At 45.7% G+C, this 16,965-nt stretch carries 17 protein-coding genes; 13 read left to right on the plus strand and 4 right to left on the minus strand.

All coding sequences use genetic code 11. The features are described from left to right. Positions 1 to 327 precede the first annotated feature (327 nt). From FO446_RS02695 to FO446_RS02720, 6 genes are all read left to right on the plus strand, one after another. Entirely contained in the window at positions 328 to 1,977 is a 1,650-nt protein-coding gene (locus FO446_RS02695) for a peptide ABC transporter substrate-binding protein (protein WP_173611910.1), read from the plus strand. 134 nt (positions 1,978 to 2,111) lie between these two features. After that, complete coding sequence (locus FO446_RS02700) at positions 2,112 to 3,704, plus strand: peptide ABC transporter substrate-binding protein (protein WP_237901039.1); 1,593 nt, start codon at positions 2,112 to 2,114, stop codon at positions 3,702 to 3,704. Between the two features lie 130 nt (positions 3,705 to 3,834). Then, positions 3,835 to 4,092, plus strand: a complete 258-nt coding sequence (locus tag FO446_RS02705; protein WP_173611958.1) for a hypothetical protein — start codon at positions 3,835 to 3,837, stop codon at positions 4,090 to 4,092. A 41-nt stretch (positions 4,093 to 4,133) separates the two neighbouring features. Beyond that, positions 4,134 to 4,610 carry a hypothetical protein gene (locus FO446_RS02710; protein ID WP_173611911.1) on the plus strand — a complete coding sequence of 159 codons (477 nt, stop codon included), beginning with the start codon at positions 4,134 to 4,136 and terminating at the stop codon, positions 4,608 to 4,610. A gap of 172 nt (positions 4,611 to 4,782) precedes the next feature. After that, entirely contained in the window at positions 4,783 to 6,438 is a 1,656-nt protein-coding gene (locus FO446_RS02715) for an N-acetylmuramoyl-L-alanine amidase family protein (RefSeq protein WP_173611912.1), read from the plus strand. Positions 6,439 to 6,452: 14 nt separating this feature from the next. Then, complete coding sequence (locus FO446_RS02720) at positions 6,453 to 7,001, plus strand: GerMN domain-containing protein (RefSeq protein ID WP_173611913.1); 549 nt, start codon at positions 6,453 to 6,455, stop codon at positions 6,999 to 7,001. Positions 7,002 to 7,569: 568 nt separating this feature from the next. On the opposite strand, the gene FO446_RS02725 is transcribed toward FO446_RS02720, so the two are convergent. Beyond that, a complete protein-coding gene (locus tag FO446_RS02725) occupies positions 7,570 to 7,773 on the minus strand; it encodes a DUF378 domain-containing protein (protein WP_048036205.1) in 204 nt (67 codons plus the stop codon). A gap of 184 nt (positions 7,774 to 7,957) precedes the next feature. Between FO446_RS02725 and FO446_RS02730 the strand changes: the two genes are divergently transcribed. The 4 genes from FO446_RS02730 to pstB (FO446_RS02745) all read left to right on the plus strand — a co-directional run bounded on the left by FO446_RS02730 (position 7,958) and on the right by pstB (FO446_RS02745) (position 11,614). Then, positions 7,958 to 8,893, plus strand: coding sequence for a phosphate ABC transporter substrate-binding protein (locus FO446_RS02730; protein WP_232774754.1), 936 nt, complete (start codon positions 7,958 to 7,960; stop codon positions 8,891 to 8,893). 89 nt (positions 8,894 to 8,982) lie between these two features. Then, positions 8,983 to 9,930, plus strand: a complete 948-nt coding sequence (gene pstC, locus FO446_RS02735; protein WP_007721130.1) for a phosphate ABC transporter permease subunit PstC — start codon at positions 8,983 to 8,985, stop codon at positions 9,928 to 9,930. Beyond that, positions 9,931 to 10,821 (plus strand): phosphate ABC transporter permease PstA, encoded by an 891-nt coding sequence (gene pstA, locus FO446_RS02740; protein ID WP_047073983.1) that lies wholly within the window; start codon positions 9,931 to 9,933, stop codon positions 10,819 to 10,821. It begins immediately after the preceding gene. 19 nt (positions 10,822 to 10,840) lie between these two features. Then, on the plus strand, positions 10,841 to 11,614 hold the full coding sequence (gene pstB, locus FO446_RS02745; RefSeq protein ID WP_173611915.1) for a phosphate ABC transporter ATP-binding protein PstB: 774 nt from the start codon (positions 10,841 to 10,843) through the stop codon (positions 11,612 to 11,614). 73 nt (positions 11,615 to 11,687) lie between these two features. Here pstB (FO446_RS02745) and FO446_RS02750 read toward each other — a convergent pair whose 3' ends face one another. Both FO446_RS02750 and FO446_RS02755 read right to left on the minus strand, forming a co-directional pair. Further along, the gene (locus FO446_RS02750) at positions 11,688 to 12,071 is read right to left on the minus strand and encodes a hypothetical protein (RefSeq protein ID WP_221869250.1); all 384 of its coding nucleotides are present in this window, start codon (positions 12,069 to 12,071) and stop codon (positions 11,688 to 11,690) included. Positions 12,072 to 12,131: 60 nt separating this feature from the next. Next, the gene (locus tag FO446_RS02755; RefSeq protein WP_173611917.1) at positions 12,132 to 14,177 is read right to left on the minus strand and encodes a methyl-accepting chemotaxis protein; all 2,046 of its coding nucleotides are present in this window, start codon (positions 14,175 to 14,177) and stop codon (positions 12,132 to 12,134) included. Between the two features lie 230 nt (positions 14,178 to 14,407). Between FO446_RS02755 and pstB (FO446_RS02760) the strand changes: the two genes are divergently transcribed. Continuing rightward, a complete protein-coding gene (pstB, locus tag FO446_RS02760; protein ID WP_012684227.1) occupies positions 14,408 to 15,160 on the plus strand; it encodes a phosphate ABC transporter ATP-binding protein PstB in 753 nt (250 codons plus the stop codon). 64 nt (positions 15,161 to 15,224) lie between these two features. On the opposite strand, the gene FO446_RS02765 is transcribed toward pstB (FO446_RS02760), so the two are convergent. Continuing rightward, a complete protein-coding gene (locus FO446_RS02765) occupies positions 15,225 to 15,563 on the minus strand; it encodes a winged helix-turn-helix transcriptional regulator (RefSeq protein ID WP_007721121.1) in 339 nt (112 codons plus the stop codon). A 171-nt stretch (positions 15,564 to 15,734) separates the two neighbouring features. Here FO446_RS02765 and FO446_RS02770 point away from each other — a divergent pair, with 171 nt between their 5' ends. Next, positions 15,735 to 16,358 carry an ester cyclase gene (locus FO446_RS02770; protein ID WP_237899867.1) on the plus strand — a complete coding sequence of 208 codons (624 nt, stop codon included), beginning with the start codon at positions 15,735 to 15,737 and terminating at the stop codon, positions 16,356 to 16,358. Between the two features lie 28 nt (positions 16,359 to 16,386). Continuing rightward, entirely contained in the window at positions 16,387 to 16,938 is a 552-nt protein-coding gene (locus FO446_RS02775) for an NAD(P)H-dependent oxidoreductase (protein ID WP_221869251.1), read from the plus strand. The last annotated feature ends 27 nt before the right edge of the window (positions 16,939 to 16,965 follow it).

A 16,965-nucleotide genomic window follows, 5' to 3' on the forward strand; every position in this document is an offset into this window, starting at 1 on the left:
TGAAGGTGATATTAGAAATTATAAAATTATAAATTAAAATACTATTGTCATTTTACTGAATGTGAATAAAATTGGGTGAATGAAAAAAGATATCAATAAATGAGGTTTTAATCCTCACCTCTGAAAAAGCTTGATATCATGCGGTTTTTCTTAGGGATATTGGGGTAGGAATGTTTTGGAAAATTTATTTATCGATCAACATATTTTACAATTCATTAATTCTCTTTATAAATAAATAAAAATTTATTAAATCATTCTAAAACATATTTAAAAAATATATAAAACCATGTATATTGATAAAAGATTTAGAAAAGGGGGATTACTTGTATGAAAAAGAATGTTTTCGTGGCAATGAGTTCTATCCTCGTTCTTGGCGCGGCACTCGCAGGATGCGGTGGCGGAAACCAGGCGGCACCGGCAGATAACAACGCTTCCGGAGCAAAGACAGAAAATTCTGCACCAGCTGGCTCTAAAGTACTGAAACTGAACCTGCACTCCGAGCCACCAACTGCTGACCCAGGTATCGCGGAAGATACAACTTCCAGCACCATCATCACTGCTACCTTCGAAGGTCTGACTCGCGTTGGTAAAGACGGTAAATACAATCCAGCAGCAGCAGAGAGCTACACTGTTTCTGAAGACGGTAAAAAATATACATTCAAAATTCGTGATAACAAATGGAGCAATGGCGATCCAGTATCGGCAAAAGATTTCGAATATGCTTGGAAACGCGCTCTTAATCCAAAAACAGCTTCCAACTATGCATACCAACTGTACTATGTGAAGGGTGCAGAAGCCTACAACAAAGGTAAAGGTAAAGTGGAAGACGTTGGCGTAAAAGCAATTGACGATAAAACACTCGAAGTAGAATTGACGAACCCAACTCCATTCTTCCTGGAGCTGGTTGCATTCAAAACATACTTCCCAGTTAATCCAAAAGTAGTGGAAGGCAACGATAAATGGGCTACCGATGCGAAAACAGTTATTGGTAACGGTCCATTCAAAATGGATTCTTGGGAGCACAAGAGCAAGCTCGTTGTTTCCAAAAACGATAACTACTGGGATAAAGACAACGTAAAATTGGACAAAATCGAATTCTCCATGGTAGAAGATGAGAATACAGAGCTGTCCATGTGGGAAAATGGTGAGTTGCACTGGGCAGGCGCTCCAACTTCTGCGTTGCCAACAGACGCGATCCCGGCTTTGAAAGAGTCCGGCAAAATGACAACTCAGCCAATCGCGGGTACTTACTTCTATCGTTTCAACACAGAAAAACCACCGTTCAACAATGTGAAAATCCGTAAAGCGTTTGCTTATGCGATCGATCGTCAAAGCCTGATCGACAATATCCTGCAAGCTGGTCAATTGCCTGCAACAGGCTATGTACCACCAAGCATGGCGCTGAACAAAGACGGTTTCTACAAAGATAACGACATCGAAACAGCGAAGAAATTGCTCGAAGAAGGACTGAAAGAAGAGGGTCTCACCAAATTCCCGGCACTTACTCTTTCCTTCAACACTTCCGAAGGTCACAAAAAGATTGCTGAGGCAATCCAAGACCAATGGAAGAAAAACCTCGGCGTAGACGTGAAGCTTGAGAACAAAGAGTGGAAGGTTTACCTGGATGATGTACACCAAGGTAAATACCAAGTGGCTCGTGCAGGTTGGTTGGGTGACTTCAACGATCCAATCAACTTCCTGGAAATGTTCAAGGAAAAAGACGGCGGAAACAACGATACTCGTTGGGAAAATCCGAAGTACAAAGAACTCCTGAACCAATCCGCTCTGGAGCTAGACCCAGAAAAACGTAAAGCAATCCTGGCTCAGGCTGAGCAAATCCTGATGGATGAAATGCCGATTATGCCAATCTACTACTATACTCAATCTTGGGTTAAGGACGACAGAGTACAAGATGTTATCATCGATGGTCTGGGTGCTGTTGACTACAAGTACGCAGATTTCGTAGAAAAGAAATAATAGCTGTGCATGTAAAAGAAGAAAGGTGCTTTACTCACCTTTCTTCTTTTTTTATCTATTTAACATCCAAATTTTTACTTTTTATTGTATACTATTTTTGGAAGATTCTATCAGGGGTTATTGGAGGGTGTATGATGAAGAAGAGTGTTTTTATGGTATTGAGTTCGGTCCTCGTTTTCGGTGGAATGATGACCGGGTACGAAGGTGTTATCCAAGCGGCTGAGCCTAAGGTATTAAGAATAAATCTGCAATCGGAGCCACCTACAGCAGACCCAGGAATTGCGGAGGATACTACCTCTGGTACGATCATCACAGCTGTATTCGAAGGTCTGACACGTCTCGGAAAAGACGGAAAGGTGCACCCAGCCGCGGCAGAGAGCTATACCGTTTCAGAGGATGGGAAGACTTATACATTCAAGATTCGTGAAGCAAAATGGAGCAACGGCGATCCAGTAACGGCACATGACTTCGAATATGCTTGGAAGCGCGCGCTCGATCCAAAGACAGATTCCAGCTACGCCTACCAGTTGTATTATGTGAAAGGCGCAGAAGCATTCAATAATGGGACCGGCAAAGCGGGAGACGTTGGGGTAAAGGCCATTGACGATAAGACACTAAAAGTGGAACTGACAAACCCGACGCCATTTTTCCCGGAGCTGGTTGCTTTCAAAACGTACTTCCCGGTAAACAAGAAGGTAGTCGAAGGCAACAAAAAATGGGCTTACGAGGCAAAGACTGTTGTTGGCAACGGACCATTCAAAATGGAAAGATGGGAACACAAGAGCAATCTGACTGTCGTAAAGAACGAGAAGTACTGGGATAAAGCCAATGTAAAATTGGACAAAATCGAATTCACCATGATAGAGGATGAGAATACGGAATTGTCCTTGTTTGATAACGACGAGCTGGATTGGGCAGGTGCTCCAAACTCCTCGCTGCCAACCGACGCACTTCCGATTTTGAGGGAAGCTGGTATATTGAAAACTCAGCCAATCGCCGGTGCCTATTTTTATCGTTTCAATACAGAGCAAGCACCGTTTACCAACGCAAAAATTCGTAAGGCGTTCGCATATGCCATTAATCGTGAAAGCATCACCTCCGATATCCTGCAAGCTGGTCAAGTGCCGGCAACAGGCTTTGTGCCACCGAGCACGGCGTTGAACAAAGACGGTTACTTCAAAGATAATGACCTTGAAGTAGCAAAGAAATTACTGGTAGAAGGTATGAAGGAAGAGGGGATATCCAAACTCCCTCCAATTACACTCATCTACAACACATCCGAAGGTCATAAAAAAATCGCAAAAGAAATACAGGATCAATGGAAGAAAAACCTCGGCGTAGATATCGAGCTCGAAAATAAAGAGTGGAAGGTATACTTAGAAGACGTACACCAAGGAAATTATCAAATCGCTCGTGGAGGCTGGTTGGGTGACTTCAATGATCCCATCAACTTCTTGGAAATGTTCCAGGAAAAAGACGGCGGAAACAACGATACACGTTGGGGAAATCCAAAGTACAAGGAGCTTTTGAACCAATCCGCTCTGGAGAAAGACCCGGAGAAGCGTAAAGCCATTCTCATGCAGGCTGAGCAAATCCTGATGGATGAAATGCCAATCATGCCAATCTACTTCTACGTGAACTCTTGGGTGCAGAACGAGAATCTGAAAGATGTCGTGATGGATGGTCTGGGTGCTATCGATTTCAAATATGCGGATATTACTCCATAATGTAAACACGGATGAGAAGAGGTTTTTTACGACCTCTTCTTTTTTTCTGTCTCATGGACAAATGACCAATCCATTACGCCCTTGGCTACATAGAGTAAAAAGGAACTAACTGCAATTAGGAGGGATATTGATGGATATTGGTTCTTTGCTCAACATTGTTAAATCCATTCCTAAGGAAAAGCTGAGGACAGACGCGGGAATCAAGGAAGTCATTCGTGAAATGGCCAGAAAGTCAGGGAAAAAATTGACCGAGCAAGAGGTTAACGGGTATGCTGCGCAGTTTCGTCAGATGCAAAAAACAGAAAATGTCGGGAGTTTGTTGAATAAGCTTTCGAAAAAAGGTGTCACTGCAAAGGATTTGGAAAATATAAAAAAACGTTTTAGATAAGGGGGTAGAGTGAGGAGGGAGGTGGGATTATCGTTGAGAAAATGAAAGCGAAAAAGAAGCAGGCTGTCCCCAAGAACCATTTGCTAGAATCGATCAACAAACTTGCGGATGCGCAACATACAAACAATGCCCAAATGATGAGAGAAATGAGTCAGGTACGACAGGAACTACAGGATATGAAAAATACACTGGGGCGTCTCAAACAGGCACCACCAAAAGGTACAGGAGAACGGCGAGGTCTGCTGTTTGGAGGACGACGGAATACTGCCCAAGTGGAAGCTGTATCCCCGCCACAAAAGCCTGCCATTTCAATCGAAGATTTACTGCCGCTTTTACCGTATCTGGGTGACGCTATTCCCCAGTTGAAAAACCCAAAAGTAGCCGACTCCATTAAGGTGCTGTCGAATCCAGCTGTGATTTCGCTGATCCAGCAATTTCTTGCCAACGGGGGCTTGAACATGATAAAAAAACCTGTTCAAGAAGTAAGTAGGCAAGAGAGAAGGGGATTTTTTCGATAACAATTGATCAGTTGCAAAGACTGTCTCGCGGGGCTTGCGGAGGCGGTCTTTTCATTTTGGTACCAAAAGACTATAAACTTTACAGATCATCAAGCGTCTAATAGAATGGTGAACGTTGCACATTGGCTGACGCCACAATACGAAGAAAACAGACATCACGGAGGAGGTCAGGATGAAGAGACGATTTTACCCTCTGCTTTTTGCATTGCTGGTCCTGCTGCTAATCCCCGGTTGGGCGGTTGCAGCAAGCAGTGCCTCAGAGGAAGCTGTCAATCTCATGATTGGTGGACAGGCAGTAAGTGCTGAAGTACCGCCGGTCATCAAGAGTGGGCGCACGTTGGTTCCCGTTCGTGTCATCGCCGAAGGGCTAGGTGCAAATGTGGATTGGAATGACGCTACTCGAACAGCTGTTATTACCAAAGGCTCACAGCAGCTCTCCCTTACACTAGACTCCCGTACAGCAGTGTTGAACGGCAAACAAGTGAAGCTCGATACGCCGCCTGTTATTTCACAAAAGCGTATGCTGCTGCCACTGCGTTTTGTCGGGGAGTCACTTGGTGTTACAGTCGGGTGGGACAACAGTACACGTACTGTCATTGCGAACGAAACACCACAGGTCAAGCTGAATGGCAAGATGCCAACCCAGCCGATCAAGCTGTATCAAGTGGAAGACACGATGTACGCGTCCGCACAGGCCGTAGCTGAGCAAGTGGGACAAAAAGGCTTTGCGTGGAAAAGACCTGAGCGCGGGATGACGATTGATGATCAGTTAGTCCTCTCATTACGTCAATTGGAGGACGAGCTTGGAGGGTCATTTGCGTGGGACAAGAAAAATAATCAGGTTGAGATCGATCGCCTCAATATTATGAAAGATGTATCCGAGGACGGCGACCGTGTTCGTATTGAAACGACCATGCCTGTCATTCCTCAGTCGTTTGTAATGACTGGTCCACACCGGATCGTCTTGGATCTCCCACAAACCGCTTTGGATGATGATTTAATTGAAGATCTAAAACGTCAAGACGAGAAAAGCGATAGCGTAGGCGAATCCGAGCAAACGGTCTCCGCTGATGATGAAGACCAAGGTACAGATTCGGATTCGGATGAACTGAATCAAGCAGAACAAGCGAAAGAAGAACCTCTCATTACTAACCTGCGTTACAGCCAATACAGTGCATCTCCTGACACGGTTCGCGTCGTGATTGAGCTGAACCAAAAGAGCACGTATGAGCTGGCTTACACGAAAGACGGTATCGAAGTAAAATTGACGCCAAAGCCGAAGAAAACAGGCTACCTGATCGTCGTTGATGCCGGTCATGGAGGAAAAGACCCAGGTACGAAGGGCTCTGCTGGCAACAATGAAAAAGATTACAACTTGGCTGTCTCGAATAAGATTGTGGCTTTGCTGAAGCAATATCCAGAGTTTCAAGTCGTTCCTGTCCGCACAACAGATGTGTTTTATGAACTGTCAGAGCGTGTTGCTTTTGCCAATGAGTTAGAAGCCGACTTGTTCTTGTCTATTCACGCCAACGCATTCCCGAAACCGACGGCTGCAGGAACAGAAACTTTCTATTATAATGAAAACAGTAAAGACTTTGCCCAAGTGGTACATAAACATTTGCGTGGGGCAACGCAGTTCCCGGATCGGGGCTTCAAGAAGAGTGGCTTTTATGTGATCAAAAACACGAAAATGCCAGCAGTGCTGACCGAAACTGGCTTCCTCTCCAATCCACAGGAGAACGCGCAGCTGACGAATCCGGCATTCCAAGATAAAATCGCGAAAGCCATTGTTGCGGCTATTCGTGAATACTACGAGTCTTATCAGTAAGGGGGCTTATCACGATGAAAAAAAGTCGAGTGATCTGGATGGCAGCGTTAGTAATGCTGCTTTTGGCCGGATGTGGGCAAAACGCGACAGAAACACCACAGCCAACCACACCAGTAGAACAGCCATCTGGTTCAAAAACTGATCCATCGACAACAGAGCCGACTCTGAAAAAGCAAATGGTCACCGTTTACTATTCGGATAATAATGTGATGGAGCTGCAAAAAGAAGAGCAAGAGATCACGTTTGCAGAAGATATCGAGAAGTACAAAAAGACACTTGCCCTGCTGGAGACGCCTGTAAAGCCAGACGTGCACATTCCACTGTGGAAAGACTTCAAGTACCATTCCATTACAATCGATAAAGGCACCTTGACGATTGATGCAGATAGCAAAAATCAGTTCAACATGGGTTCAAGTGGCGAGACGATGGCTATAGATGCGTTGAAGAATACCTTCTTTCAATTCTCGGAAGTAAAGGAGATAGTCTTCTTGGAGGATGGCAAGAAAGTAGAAACGCTGATGGGGCACGTAGATCTCTCCGAGCCACTGAAACGGGACAATTAATCATTACCATAAAGGCAGCACATCCTGTTAATCGGGATGTGCTGCTTTTTTCTCGTATAGTGGCTGTCGTGGGGAGAAGAATATTTCCAGTCTAAGCTCCAGGCTCCGTCCTGCTGGGGGTTGAGACTGTCCGCTCCGAAGCGATTAGCGGGGAAACGCAAAAGTGGTAGCCGCTTCGTCGCATAGGCACGTTGCGTTTCTTTTGCCCGCTAATCGCTTCTCCGCTCGGTAGGACTCCACAAGTCGCTACGTCTGGAAATATTCTTCTCTGTCGTGACTGTATACGTTCTTCAATTTTTTAAGGATTTAAAAACCTCGAATAGCACGGAAAGCTCGTAGAGGAAACAGGAGAAATAAGCGAAGATCTTTGGTACACCGACCGAGGCGTAATGCAAAAAGCGAAACACGTTCTTAGGCGTCCACCTCTGAAAAACATCCTGAAAGAACTACTTTGGACGCGGTTTCGCTTTTTGCATGGAGGCGGGCAGTGAATCCCACAGCGGGTGGGACAAGAAGCTGAGCGTTTTCTCCTGTTTCCTCCTCTCCCCAACAGCCGGACATAGTTTTCTTATGTTGTTGGCGTTTCTTCCCGATCCGTGAAGAGAAACTTGATGGCATATACCCCAAACAAGCCTACCAACGTATACACGATTCGACTTACGATAGACTCCGCTCCACCAAACAAGCTCGCGACCAAATCGAATTGAAACAACCCGATTAATCCCCAGTTCAGGGCACCGATGATAACAAAAAGCAAGGCCAAACGTTCCACATGGACACCCCCACCAAAAGAATAGGGACATTATTCCCATGCTTGCGTCGTTTTACAACAGGAATTCCGGGATCTTTAAGAAAGCTTTACATTCACAACATAATACGACAACATTCCCGCTGTATAGTTTGTACTTGTAAGAGAGAAAAAACAAACCGAACCTTTTAAGGAGGATTTTCATCCAATGAAAAAACTCAGCAAAATGTTTATTGCGCTGACATGTGTAGGGGCATTACTCGCGGGGTGCGGAAGCGGCAACACTGCGCAGACACAAACACCAGCACCAGCGCAACAACCAGCCCAGGAGCAAAGCAACTCTGGTTCGACAACAAAAACTTCCGGTGAACCTGTAACAGCAGTGGGTTCTACCGCTTTACAACCTCTGGTCGAGCAAGCGGCCAAGGACTTTATGGCAAAAAATGCAGGCGCACAAATCCAAGTACAAGGCGGAGGAAGCGGCACGGGCTTGAGCCAAGTAGCAAGCGGTGCAGCAACAATTGGTAACTCTGATATTTTTGCAGAAGAGAAAAAAGGCATTCCAGCAAACGAACTGGTAGACCATAAGGTAGCGGTTGTCGGTATGGCAGCAGCGGTAAGCCCGCAAGTAAAAGTGGACAACTTGTCCAAGCAACAATTGATCGACATCTTCACCGGAAAAATCACCAACTGGAAAGAAGTTGGCGGCGAAGATATGAAGATCACGCTGGTTAACCGTCCGAAATCTTCCGGAACTCGCGCGACATTCAGCAAATTCGCGTTGGATGGCAAAGAAGAAGCAGAAGGTATCACAGAGGATTCCTCCGGTACTGTTCGCAAAATCATTGCAGAAACACCAGGTGCAATTGGTTACTTGGCACTGTCCTACTTCAATGACACTGTAAAAGCTCTGAAATTGGATGGCGTGGAAGCAAACGCAGAAAACATTACAACGAACAAATATCCAGTATGGGCGTACGAGCATATGTACACCAAAGGTGAAGCAACTGGCGATGCAAAAGCATTCCTCGACTTCATCCTGACTGACGAAGTACAAAAGAAAACCGTTACAGAATTGGGCTTCCTGCCAATCACAGACATGAAAGTGGAACGTGATGCAGAAGGCAAAGTAACACAAAAATAAGCGTTATCGTCAACAGCAAAATAGAGGGGTAGGGGGGCCTTCCCCTCATTTTGCTTGCGTACAGTCGTTTTCTTTCCAGGAGGGAGAACATGAGCCATCGTACTGAAGGGGTAAATACAGAGCGTCAATCGATGATTGCGCAAAAAATGCTGACAACGAACAAGCGTCAAAAAACAGAGAATATTACTGGCAAAACCATCGCGATGATTTGTGCGGGTTTGCTCGTTATTGTCGTTCTATCGATCACCTATTTTATTGCTTCAAAAGGGCTGTCGACGTTCTTTGTCGATGGAGTAAGCTTCAAAGAATTTTTAACCCATGACAAATGGGACCCAGAAGGTGAACCCTCCGCGTATGGTGTGTTGCCCTTTATCCTCGGTTCGTTTTTCGTAACGGCATTGGCTGCTTTAATTGCCGCGCCACTCGGAATCGGCGCCGCTATTTTTATGACAGAAATCTTTCCTGGCTTCGGGAAAAAAGTATTGAAGCCGGTTATCGAGCTGTTGGTAGGTATTCCATCGGTGGTTTACGGTTATGTTGGACTAACTTTGCTTGTTCCATTTATTCGGGAACAATTTGATGTTCTTGGCTTCAGCTTATTGGCAGGGGGACTTGTTCTTGCCTTGATGATTTTGCCAACCATTACGAGTGTGGCAGCAGATGCTATCGAGGCTGTTCCGCAAGATTTGCGCAATGCTTCGCTCGCACTGGGTGCTACTCGCTGGCAAACCATTTGGAATGTCGTGTTGCATTCCGCGCTTCCTGGCTGTTTGACGGCCATTGTTTTGGGAATGTCCCGCGCTTTTGGAGAAGCTTTGGCTGTGCAGATGGTTATCGGTAACACAACGAAGCTGCCAGGCGGTTTGCTCGAACCGATCAGTACGCTCACTAGCGGTATCACATTGAACATGGGGAACACGATTCAAGGAACTCCGTATAACAATGCTCTCTGGTCAATGGCTTTGCTGCTCTTGGCGATGTCTTTCATCTTTATCGTGATTTTGCGCCTGTTGGGCAGAAAGAGGTTGGCAAAATAGATGAAAGCGAGACTGATGGACCGCGCTGCTACTGTTGTTTTGACACTGATTGCCGTACTGATTATCGGTACCTTGGTGGGACTATTGGGCTTCATTCTCTCGCAAGGTTGGCATAAGCTGAATCTCGACTTTTTGACCTCTCCGCCGGATATTGTCAATGCGGGTGGCGGGATTGGACCACAGCTTTTCAACTCGTTGTACTTGCTGGTCCTGACCATGCTGATCGCGTTGCCGCTCGGGATCGGAGCAGGCATTTATATGGCTGAATATGCGCCGGATAACAAGATTACACAGTTCATCCGCATGAGTATAGAAGTATTGTCTTCTCTTCCGTCTATCGTAGTTGGTTTGTTTGGATTGCTCGTGTTCGTAAATATGACTGGCTGGGGCTATACCCTGTTTGGTGGAGCACTTGCGCTGACGGTATTTAACCTGCCGCTCTTGGTTCGTGTAACAGAGGATGCACTGCGCAACGTACCACGCAGTCAAAAGGAAGCGAGTCTCGCGCTTGGTATTACCAAATGGCGTACCATCGTGTCAGTCATCCTTCCAGCAGCACTCCCAGGTATCATTACGGGTGCCATTTTGGCATCTGGTCGTGTATTTGGGGAAGCGGCTGCCTTGCTGTTTACGGCAGGGATGTCTTCACCGAATCTGGATTTCACCGACTTCTCGATGAACAGTACAACTTCACCTCTGAATCCGTTCCGTCCTGCCGAGACCTTGGCCGTGCATATTTGGAAGGTAAACAGCGAGGGGCTGACACCGGATGCACGTGATGTCGCAGATGGCGCGGCTGCTGTTCTGATTATTGCCGTCTTGCTCTTTAACCTTTCCGCTCGTTGGTTCGGGAATTGGGTTTACAAAAAGATGACGTCAGGATCAAACTAAGAAGAGGTAGGTGGCAGCCATGTCCGTACTGACCATGCAAGAAACGATCATTCAGACGAATAACGTGAATGTATACTACGGAGAGAAGCACGCCGTAAAAAATATATCAATGAATATTGAACGCAACTCCGTGACGGCCTTTATTGGCCCGTCCGGATGCGGGAAATCGACGCTTCTACGGAGCTTGAACCGGATGAATGATCTGGTTCCTTCTTGTCGAGTAGAGGGCTCCATTATTGTGGATGGTATCGACATTAACAACTCGCAAGTAAACATCGAGAGCCTGCGCCAAGTGGTAGGAATGGTTTTCCAACGAGCGAATCCATTTTTTAAATCGATTTATGAAAACATCGCATTTGCACCGCGTTTCCATGGGATGACCAATAAACGTGATTTGGACGAATTGGTTGAATCGAGCTTGCGAAAAGCAGCCCTTTGGGATGAGGTAAAAGATCGTCTTCGCGACTCAGCACTCTCCCTTTCTGGTGGACAGCAGCAAAGGCTTTGTATCGCGCGTGCAATTGCAATGCAGCCAACCATTTTGCTGTTGGACGAACCGGCTTCCGCTCTCGATCCGATCTCTACCATGAAAATCGAAGAACTGGTCATGCAGCTAAAAGATGAGTATACGATCGTAATCGTTACCCATAACCTCCATCAGGCAGCGCGAATTTCTGAGAAAACCGCCTTCTTCCTGATGGGTGAGCTGATCGAGATGGATGAGACAGGGAAAATCTTCACATCACCTGAAAACGAAAAAACCGAGGATTATATTAGCGGACGTTTTGGCTAAGAGAGAATAGAAAAAGCACAAGAAGCCCTCCCAAGCAAATCAGCTTGCAGGAGGGCTTCTTGTGCTATTGTTTTCAGGCTTTCCGCAAATATCGTGCATAAAAACCATAGTAGGAAATAAACAGACCCAAGAAAAAGAACGCGATGACAATGCCGTAGTCTTCGCTGGAAGCCTCATAACCTACAACAGCTTTTACACCATATTTGATAGCCATATAGATGAGGGCAAAAGCAAGTAAAAATCCATACCTGTACCATTTGCTTTGATGCTGCATGTTCTCGCTTTTGACCTTCATCCAGTATCGAACATAACCGACTATCAAGCCAACAAAAAATATCGCCACAAACAAGTAACGCAGATAGTGGCTTTGATCAAAGACCTTGATAAAGGTTACGAGGGACATTGCTAGCAGTACAAATAGGGCAATGACATAAAAGTGAATGGAACGCTTATCCAAGGTCCAGACATCCCCTTTCGTAGGATAGGTTTGTGAAAAGTTCCCATTCACTTTATGATATCATGAATTTTTCAAAGAAGGGGTTGTTTCTCCCGCTCGGAAAAATTTGATAGTTTGCTCCAGATCCTCCACGATTTCTGTCAGGCGCAGGGAGTCATCGAGAAATTGTTCCGATAAGGATAGGCTTTCTTGATTGGCAGCTACGGCCTGCTGTGTGCCTGAAACTACTTGCTGTGCAGAGGCGGACAGATTGTCTACCCGCTGCGAAATGGCTTGGCTCTGTATCGAGATTGTTCCTGTGAGCATTCTGATCGATTCAAATTGAGCAGTCAACGCTTCACTGAGCTGGATCGTATTGTGGAAGATAGAAGCGGCCTGGTGCAAGGTTTGAATGCCATTTACAGTAGCATGATCGGTCGTTTGCAAGCAGGCAGCTACGTGCTCCATTCGTTCTTCCCCTGATTCAATTACCTTTTGAATACGGGCCGATGCCTCTTCCGTCTGGTCGGACAGCAAGCGAATTTCGTCTGCTACGACGCTGAAGCCGATCCCAGCTTGTCCAGCCCTGGAAGCTTCGATTCGAGCATTAAAGGACAAAAGCTTGGTTCGCTTGGAGATGGCAGAAATCAGACCGAGCATTTCGTTGATGTCACTCATGCTTTCTCTCATGGAGGACATGGCATGCATAGAAGCCTTCATATCCTCCGAGATATTGTGCATATTTTCTTTTAGCAAATCAATGGAGGTTGCTGCTCTGGCATTTTGCTGACGTGATTCCCGGCTCTGTACAATTGCTTTTTCCATGGAGTCAGTGATCCGAGACATTTCTTGCGTGATGTCGGCCATCGTGGCGTGAATATCATCGATCTGCTCCTGCTGGTTGTCCATTTCTTGGGCCAGCCGCTCTGTTACGGATACGACTTCTGACTGCATGGCGTGAGAATGGCGGGAGCCTTTTCCGACATGATCGGCTACTTGTTTGACGTCTGAGATGACGTACTGGATTTTACCGATGATCGTCCGGATTTGTTCACTCATTCGATTGAAGCTGTCAGCCAGCTGGCGAATTTCATCATTACTTTGAACGTGCATGGTTTGCAGCAGATCCCCCTCGCTAAAGGCGGACATTTTTTGTTGTGCTTCCTTAATCGGCTTGATGATTCGGCGAACATACACATACAACATGAGTGCGAGTGCAGCAAGTCCGACGAGTGAGACGGCCAAAATAGTTAACTGAAGGCGGCGAACCTCTTGCTTTACCTCGGATACCGACTGTGCGACGATCACTCCCCATTTTAGGGAGGGGTCAAATTGATAGGCGGCAAATGAGTCCACCTCATTGATCCTGCTCGGCTCGTACCCAGATTGACCAGCGATGACGTTTTGTACGATGGCCAGCTCGGAGAGAAGAGGGCGCTGCAACGCGTAGGATTGATCAGGATGAGCGACCAGCTTGCCTTGTTGATCAACGATCATGGCATACCCGGTTTCGCCCAGTTTAATCTGCCCGATTGATTCGCTCAGCTTCGGAACAGAGACGAATGCCACGACGACGCCTACTGGCTCCTCATCTTCATTGCGCAAAGGGAGTGAGACGGCAATTTTGGGAAACTCCGTCTTGGAAAACTGGAAGACATCTGAGACAAAAACCCCCTGCTGCGGTTGGTTCAATGCCCCCTCATACCAGTCCATTTTTCGCGGATCGTAGGAACTGTCGAGGGGTGATCCCGGAAAGGTCAAATACTTTCCGTCCGTGGTGACGATTTGTAATTCGGAAATCGTAGGATTGCTGGTAGACAAATCTGTAAAAATGCCAAAGATCTGACTGTTCGTGATCTTGCTGTTTTTATAAGTGGAAGCAAATGATTGCAAGGCGGTCACGATGTCATACACCCTGCTATGTACCTTCTGTAGAGCTGCACCTGATGCTTCGTGTAATTGCTGCTTTGTTTTTTCATTGAGTGTGGCTTCGGATTGATAGCTGATGAAGAAAGCGGCAATTGCCATCATGCAGACAACCATGCCCATGATGCCTGCGAACAGCCTGGTGAAAATTGAACGATAATGAAACGACGAGTGACCCCATAGTTTTTTTATGTCTAGCATTAATTGTTCTCCCCTTATCAAAACGTTCAGCTTTATTGTAGGGGGTACCTAGAGGAGCGTATATGCTTTGCCAGCAAGATTTACCATAAATTAATGTAAGATGACCTATGTAAAAAGTCCTAAAACGAAATCTTTAACGAAACTTAATAAACTTCACACGGAAACCTAACATTGGTGCGCTATAGTGGGGAAGTAAAAAGACGTAACAACCACGAAGGAGCGAAGACCGTATGAGCGTTATTTCGGTGAGAGAGTTGAATCTCTTCTACGGTAATAAGCAAGCCCTCTATCATATAAATCTGGATGTAGAGTCTGATTCCATTACAGCCTTAATTGGTCCGTCTGGCTGTGGTAAATCTACATTTTTACGGACGTTGAACCGAATGAACGACTCTGTACCGAACACCAAAATTACGGGAACGGTAAAAGTCTTCGACGAGGATATTTATAGCTCCCGTGTAGAAGTTGAGCGACTTCGCAAAAATATCGGCATGGTGTTTCAGCATCCGAATCCATTTCCGAAAAGCATCTATGACAACATCACGTACGGGCCGAGACTACACGGCATGAATGATCGTAACAAGCTGGACGAGTTGGTAGAGACAAGCCTCAAGGCAGCAGCCCTTTGGGATGAAGTGAAGGATGTACTGAAAAAGCCAGCAACAGGGCTTTCCGGTGGACAGCAGCAACGCCTCTGTATCGCACGGGCACTCGCTGTTCAGCCACAGATCATTTTGATGGATGAGCCAACCTCTGCATTAGACCCGATTTCGACAGCCAAAATCGAAGAACTGTTGGAAGAGCTGAAGAACCGTTATACGATTGTAATCGTGACACACAACATGCAGCAGGCAGCACGTATTTCCGATAAGACTGCGTTTTTCTTGAATGGAGAGCTAGTCGAGTTTGACAGCACCCCGACGATCTTCCAAAATCCTCGTGACAAAAGAACAGAGGATTACATTACCGGACGTTTCGGATAATTCAATAGGCATGATGGTAAAAGAGCGGACTTTTCGAGGTCCGCTCTTTTTGATTTCCAAACGTTTATAAATGCAACCCAAACCTCTTTAACTCAATGAAAATACCTTCCAATCGTTTCCCTTTCTCCGTTAACGTATATTCCACACGCGGAGGGACTTCCGGAAACACCTTCCTTTCCAATATGCCGTGCTCTTCCAATTCCTTAAGTCTAAGCGACAGTGTTTTTGGACTAATCCCATCCATGGATTTCAGCAGGTCGCTGAAACGCAGCGTTCCTTCGATAAGCAGATCCCGAATGATTAAAAAGGTCCATTTGGTCCCGATTACGTCAAGCGTTTTGGCAATGGGGCAAGGTTGGCCTGGGGTTCCTTTGTTCAGTTCGATTGGTTCAAGAACGTTCATCGGAATATCCTCCAAAAAAATAGTAGGGTTTTTTGGCTATTATAGCGCAATAGTATCTTTTCGGAAACTATATGAATTTAATATCACTACTTCCATAAATGAAGTTACTGTCGTTACAATAGCAATGTGAACCGATACTTCCACTCTAAATAAGGAGTTGATTGGAACAATATGATTCCACGCACAAAAAGAATGAGTTCGATAGCTGGTATTGCTGTCATCTTCGGGACGATGCTGTTCACAACAGCATGCGCTACTGATTCGAAAACGTCTGCTTATGATAATCAAACGGCTGTGTTGTCCGCCAAGACAGACGTACAACTATTGAAGGATCTTCCACAACCCGTTTCGATGACGATTGATTCCTCGTTGGATTCAACGAAAGCTACTGAAATGGTACAGGCCGCTCAACGTTTCTACGGATTCTGGAACACGGGGAATGAGGAACTTATTTCACAAACCGTTTCTCCAAGTTTCATTGATAACACGTTGCCGAAAGGAAGGCCTCAAGGTCCGGATGGCTTGTTATTTGCTTCTCGCAACTTCCGTAAAGCAGTTCCCGACTTGCAATGCAAAATTGAGGATTTACTGGTAGTGGGGGACAAGGTGACAGCTCGTCTTTCTTTTACGGGTACGAGCAAAGGCGAGTTTATGGGAAAACCTCTGACCGGGAAGCCCATTCAATTTATGGCAATCGATGTTTTGCGCATCAAGGATGGGAAGCTTGTTGAAGACTGGCACCTGGAAGACAATTTAACCTTTATGCAACAAATTGGTGTCGTAGCGGAAAATTGAACGAACTAACGTAAAGGAGATGTTAAAAATGAAAAAAATCCTTATCATCAATGGTCACCAAAAATATGGCTCATCGGAGGGGAAACTGAACCAAACCTTGATGGATCATATGGTGAGTCTGCTCGAAAAAGAGAACGATGTACGAACTACCATTATTCAAAACGGATACAAAGTCGAAGAAGAGCACCAGAAATTTCTCTGGGCAGATATGGTCATTTATCAAACACCCATCTACTGGTTCAGTGTCCCTGGGTTAATGAAAACATATATGGATGAAGTATATGCGTACGGTTTGTTTTTCAAGGGGGCTAATCAATACGGTAGAGGTGGTTTATTAACCGACAAAAAATATATGTTCTCGACGACTTGGAATGCCCCAGAAAAAGCATTTAACGATCCGACCCAATTTTTTAAAGGGGAAAGCCTGGAGGATGCAATCAGTCATTTGCACCGCGTACAGGAATTTTTAGGCATGCAACCTGTAAAGAGCTTTGCTTGCTATGATGTCATCAAAAATCCGCAGATCGACCGATTTGTATCCGAACTCGAGGCGCATCTCAAACAGGTATTGAGCTTCTAATGAAAATCTCACAGTAAAGGGGAAAGA

Source organism: Brevibacillus brevis (assembly GCF_022026395.1).
In the GTDB taxonomy this organism is placed as follows: Bacteria; Bacillota; Bacilli; order Brevibacillales; family Brevibacillaceae; genus Brevibacillus.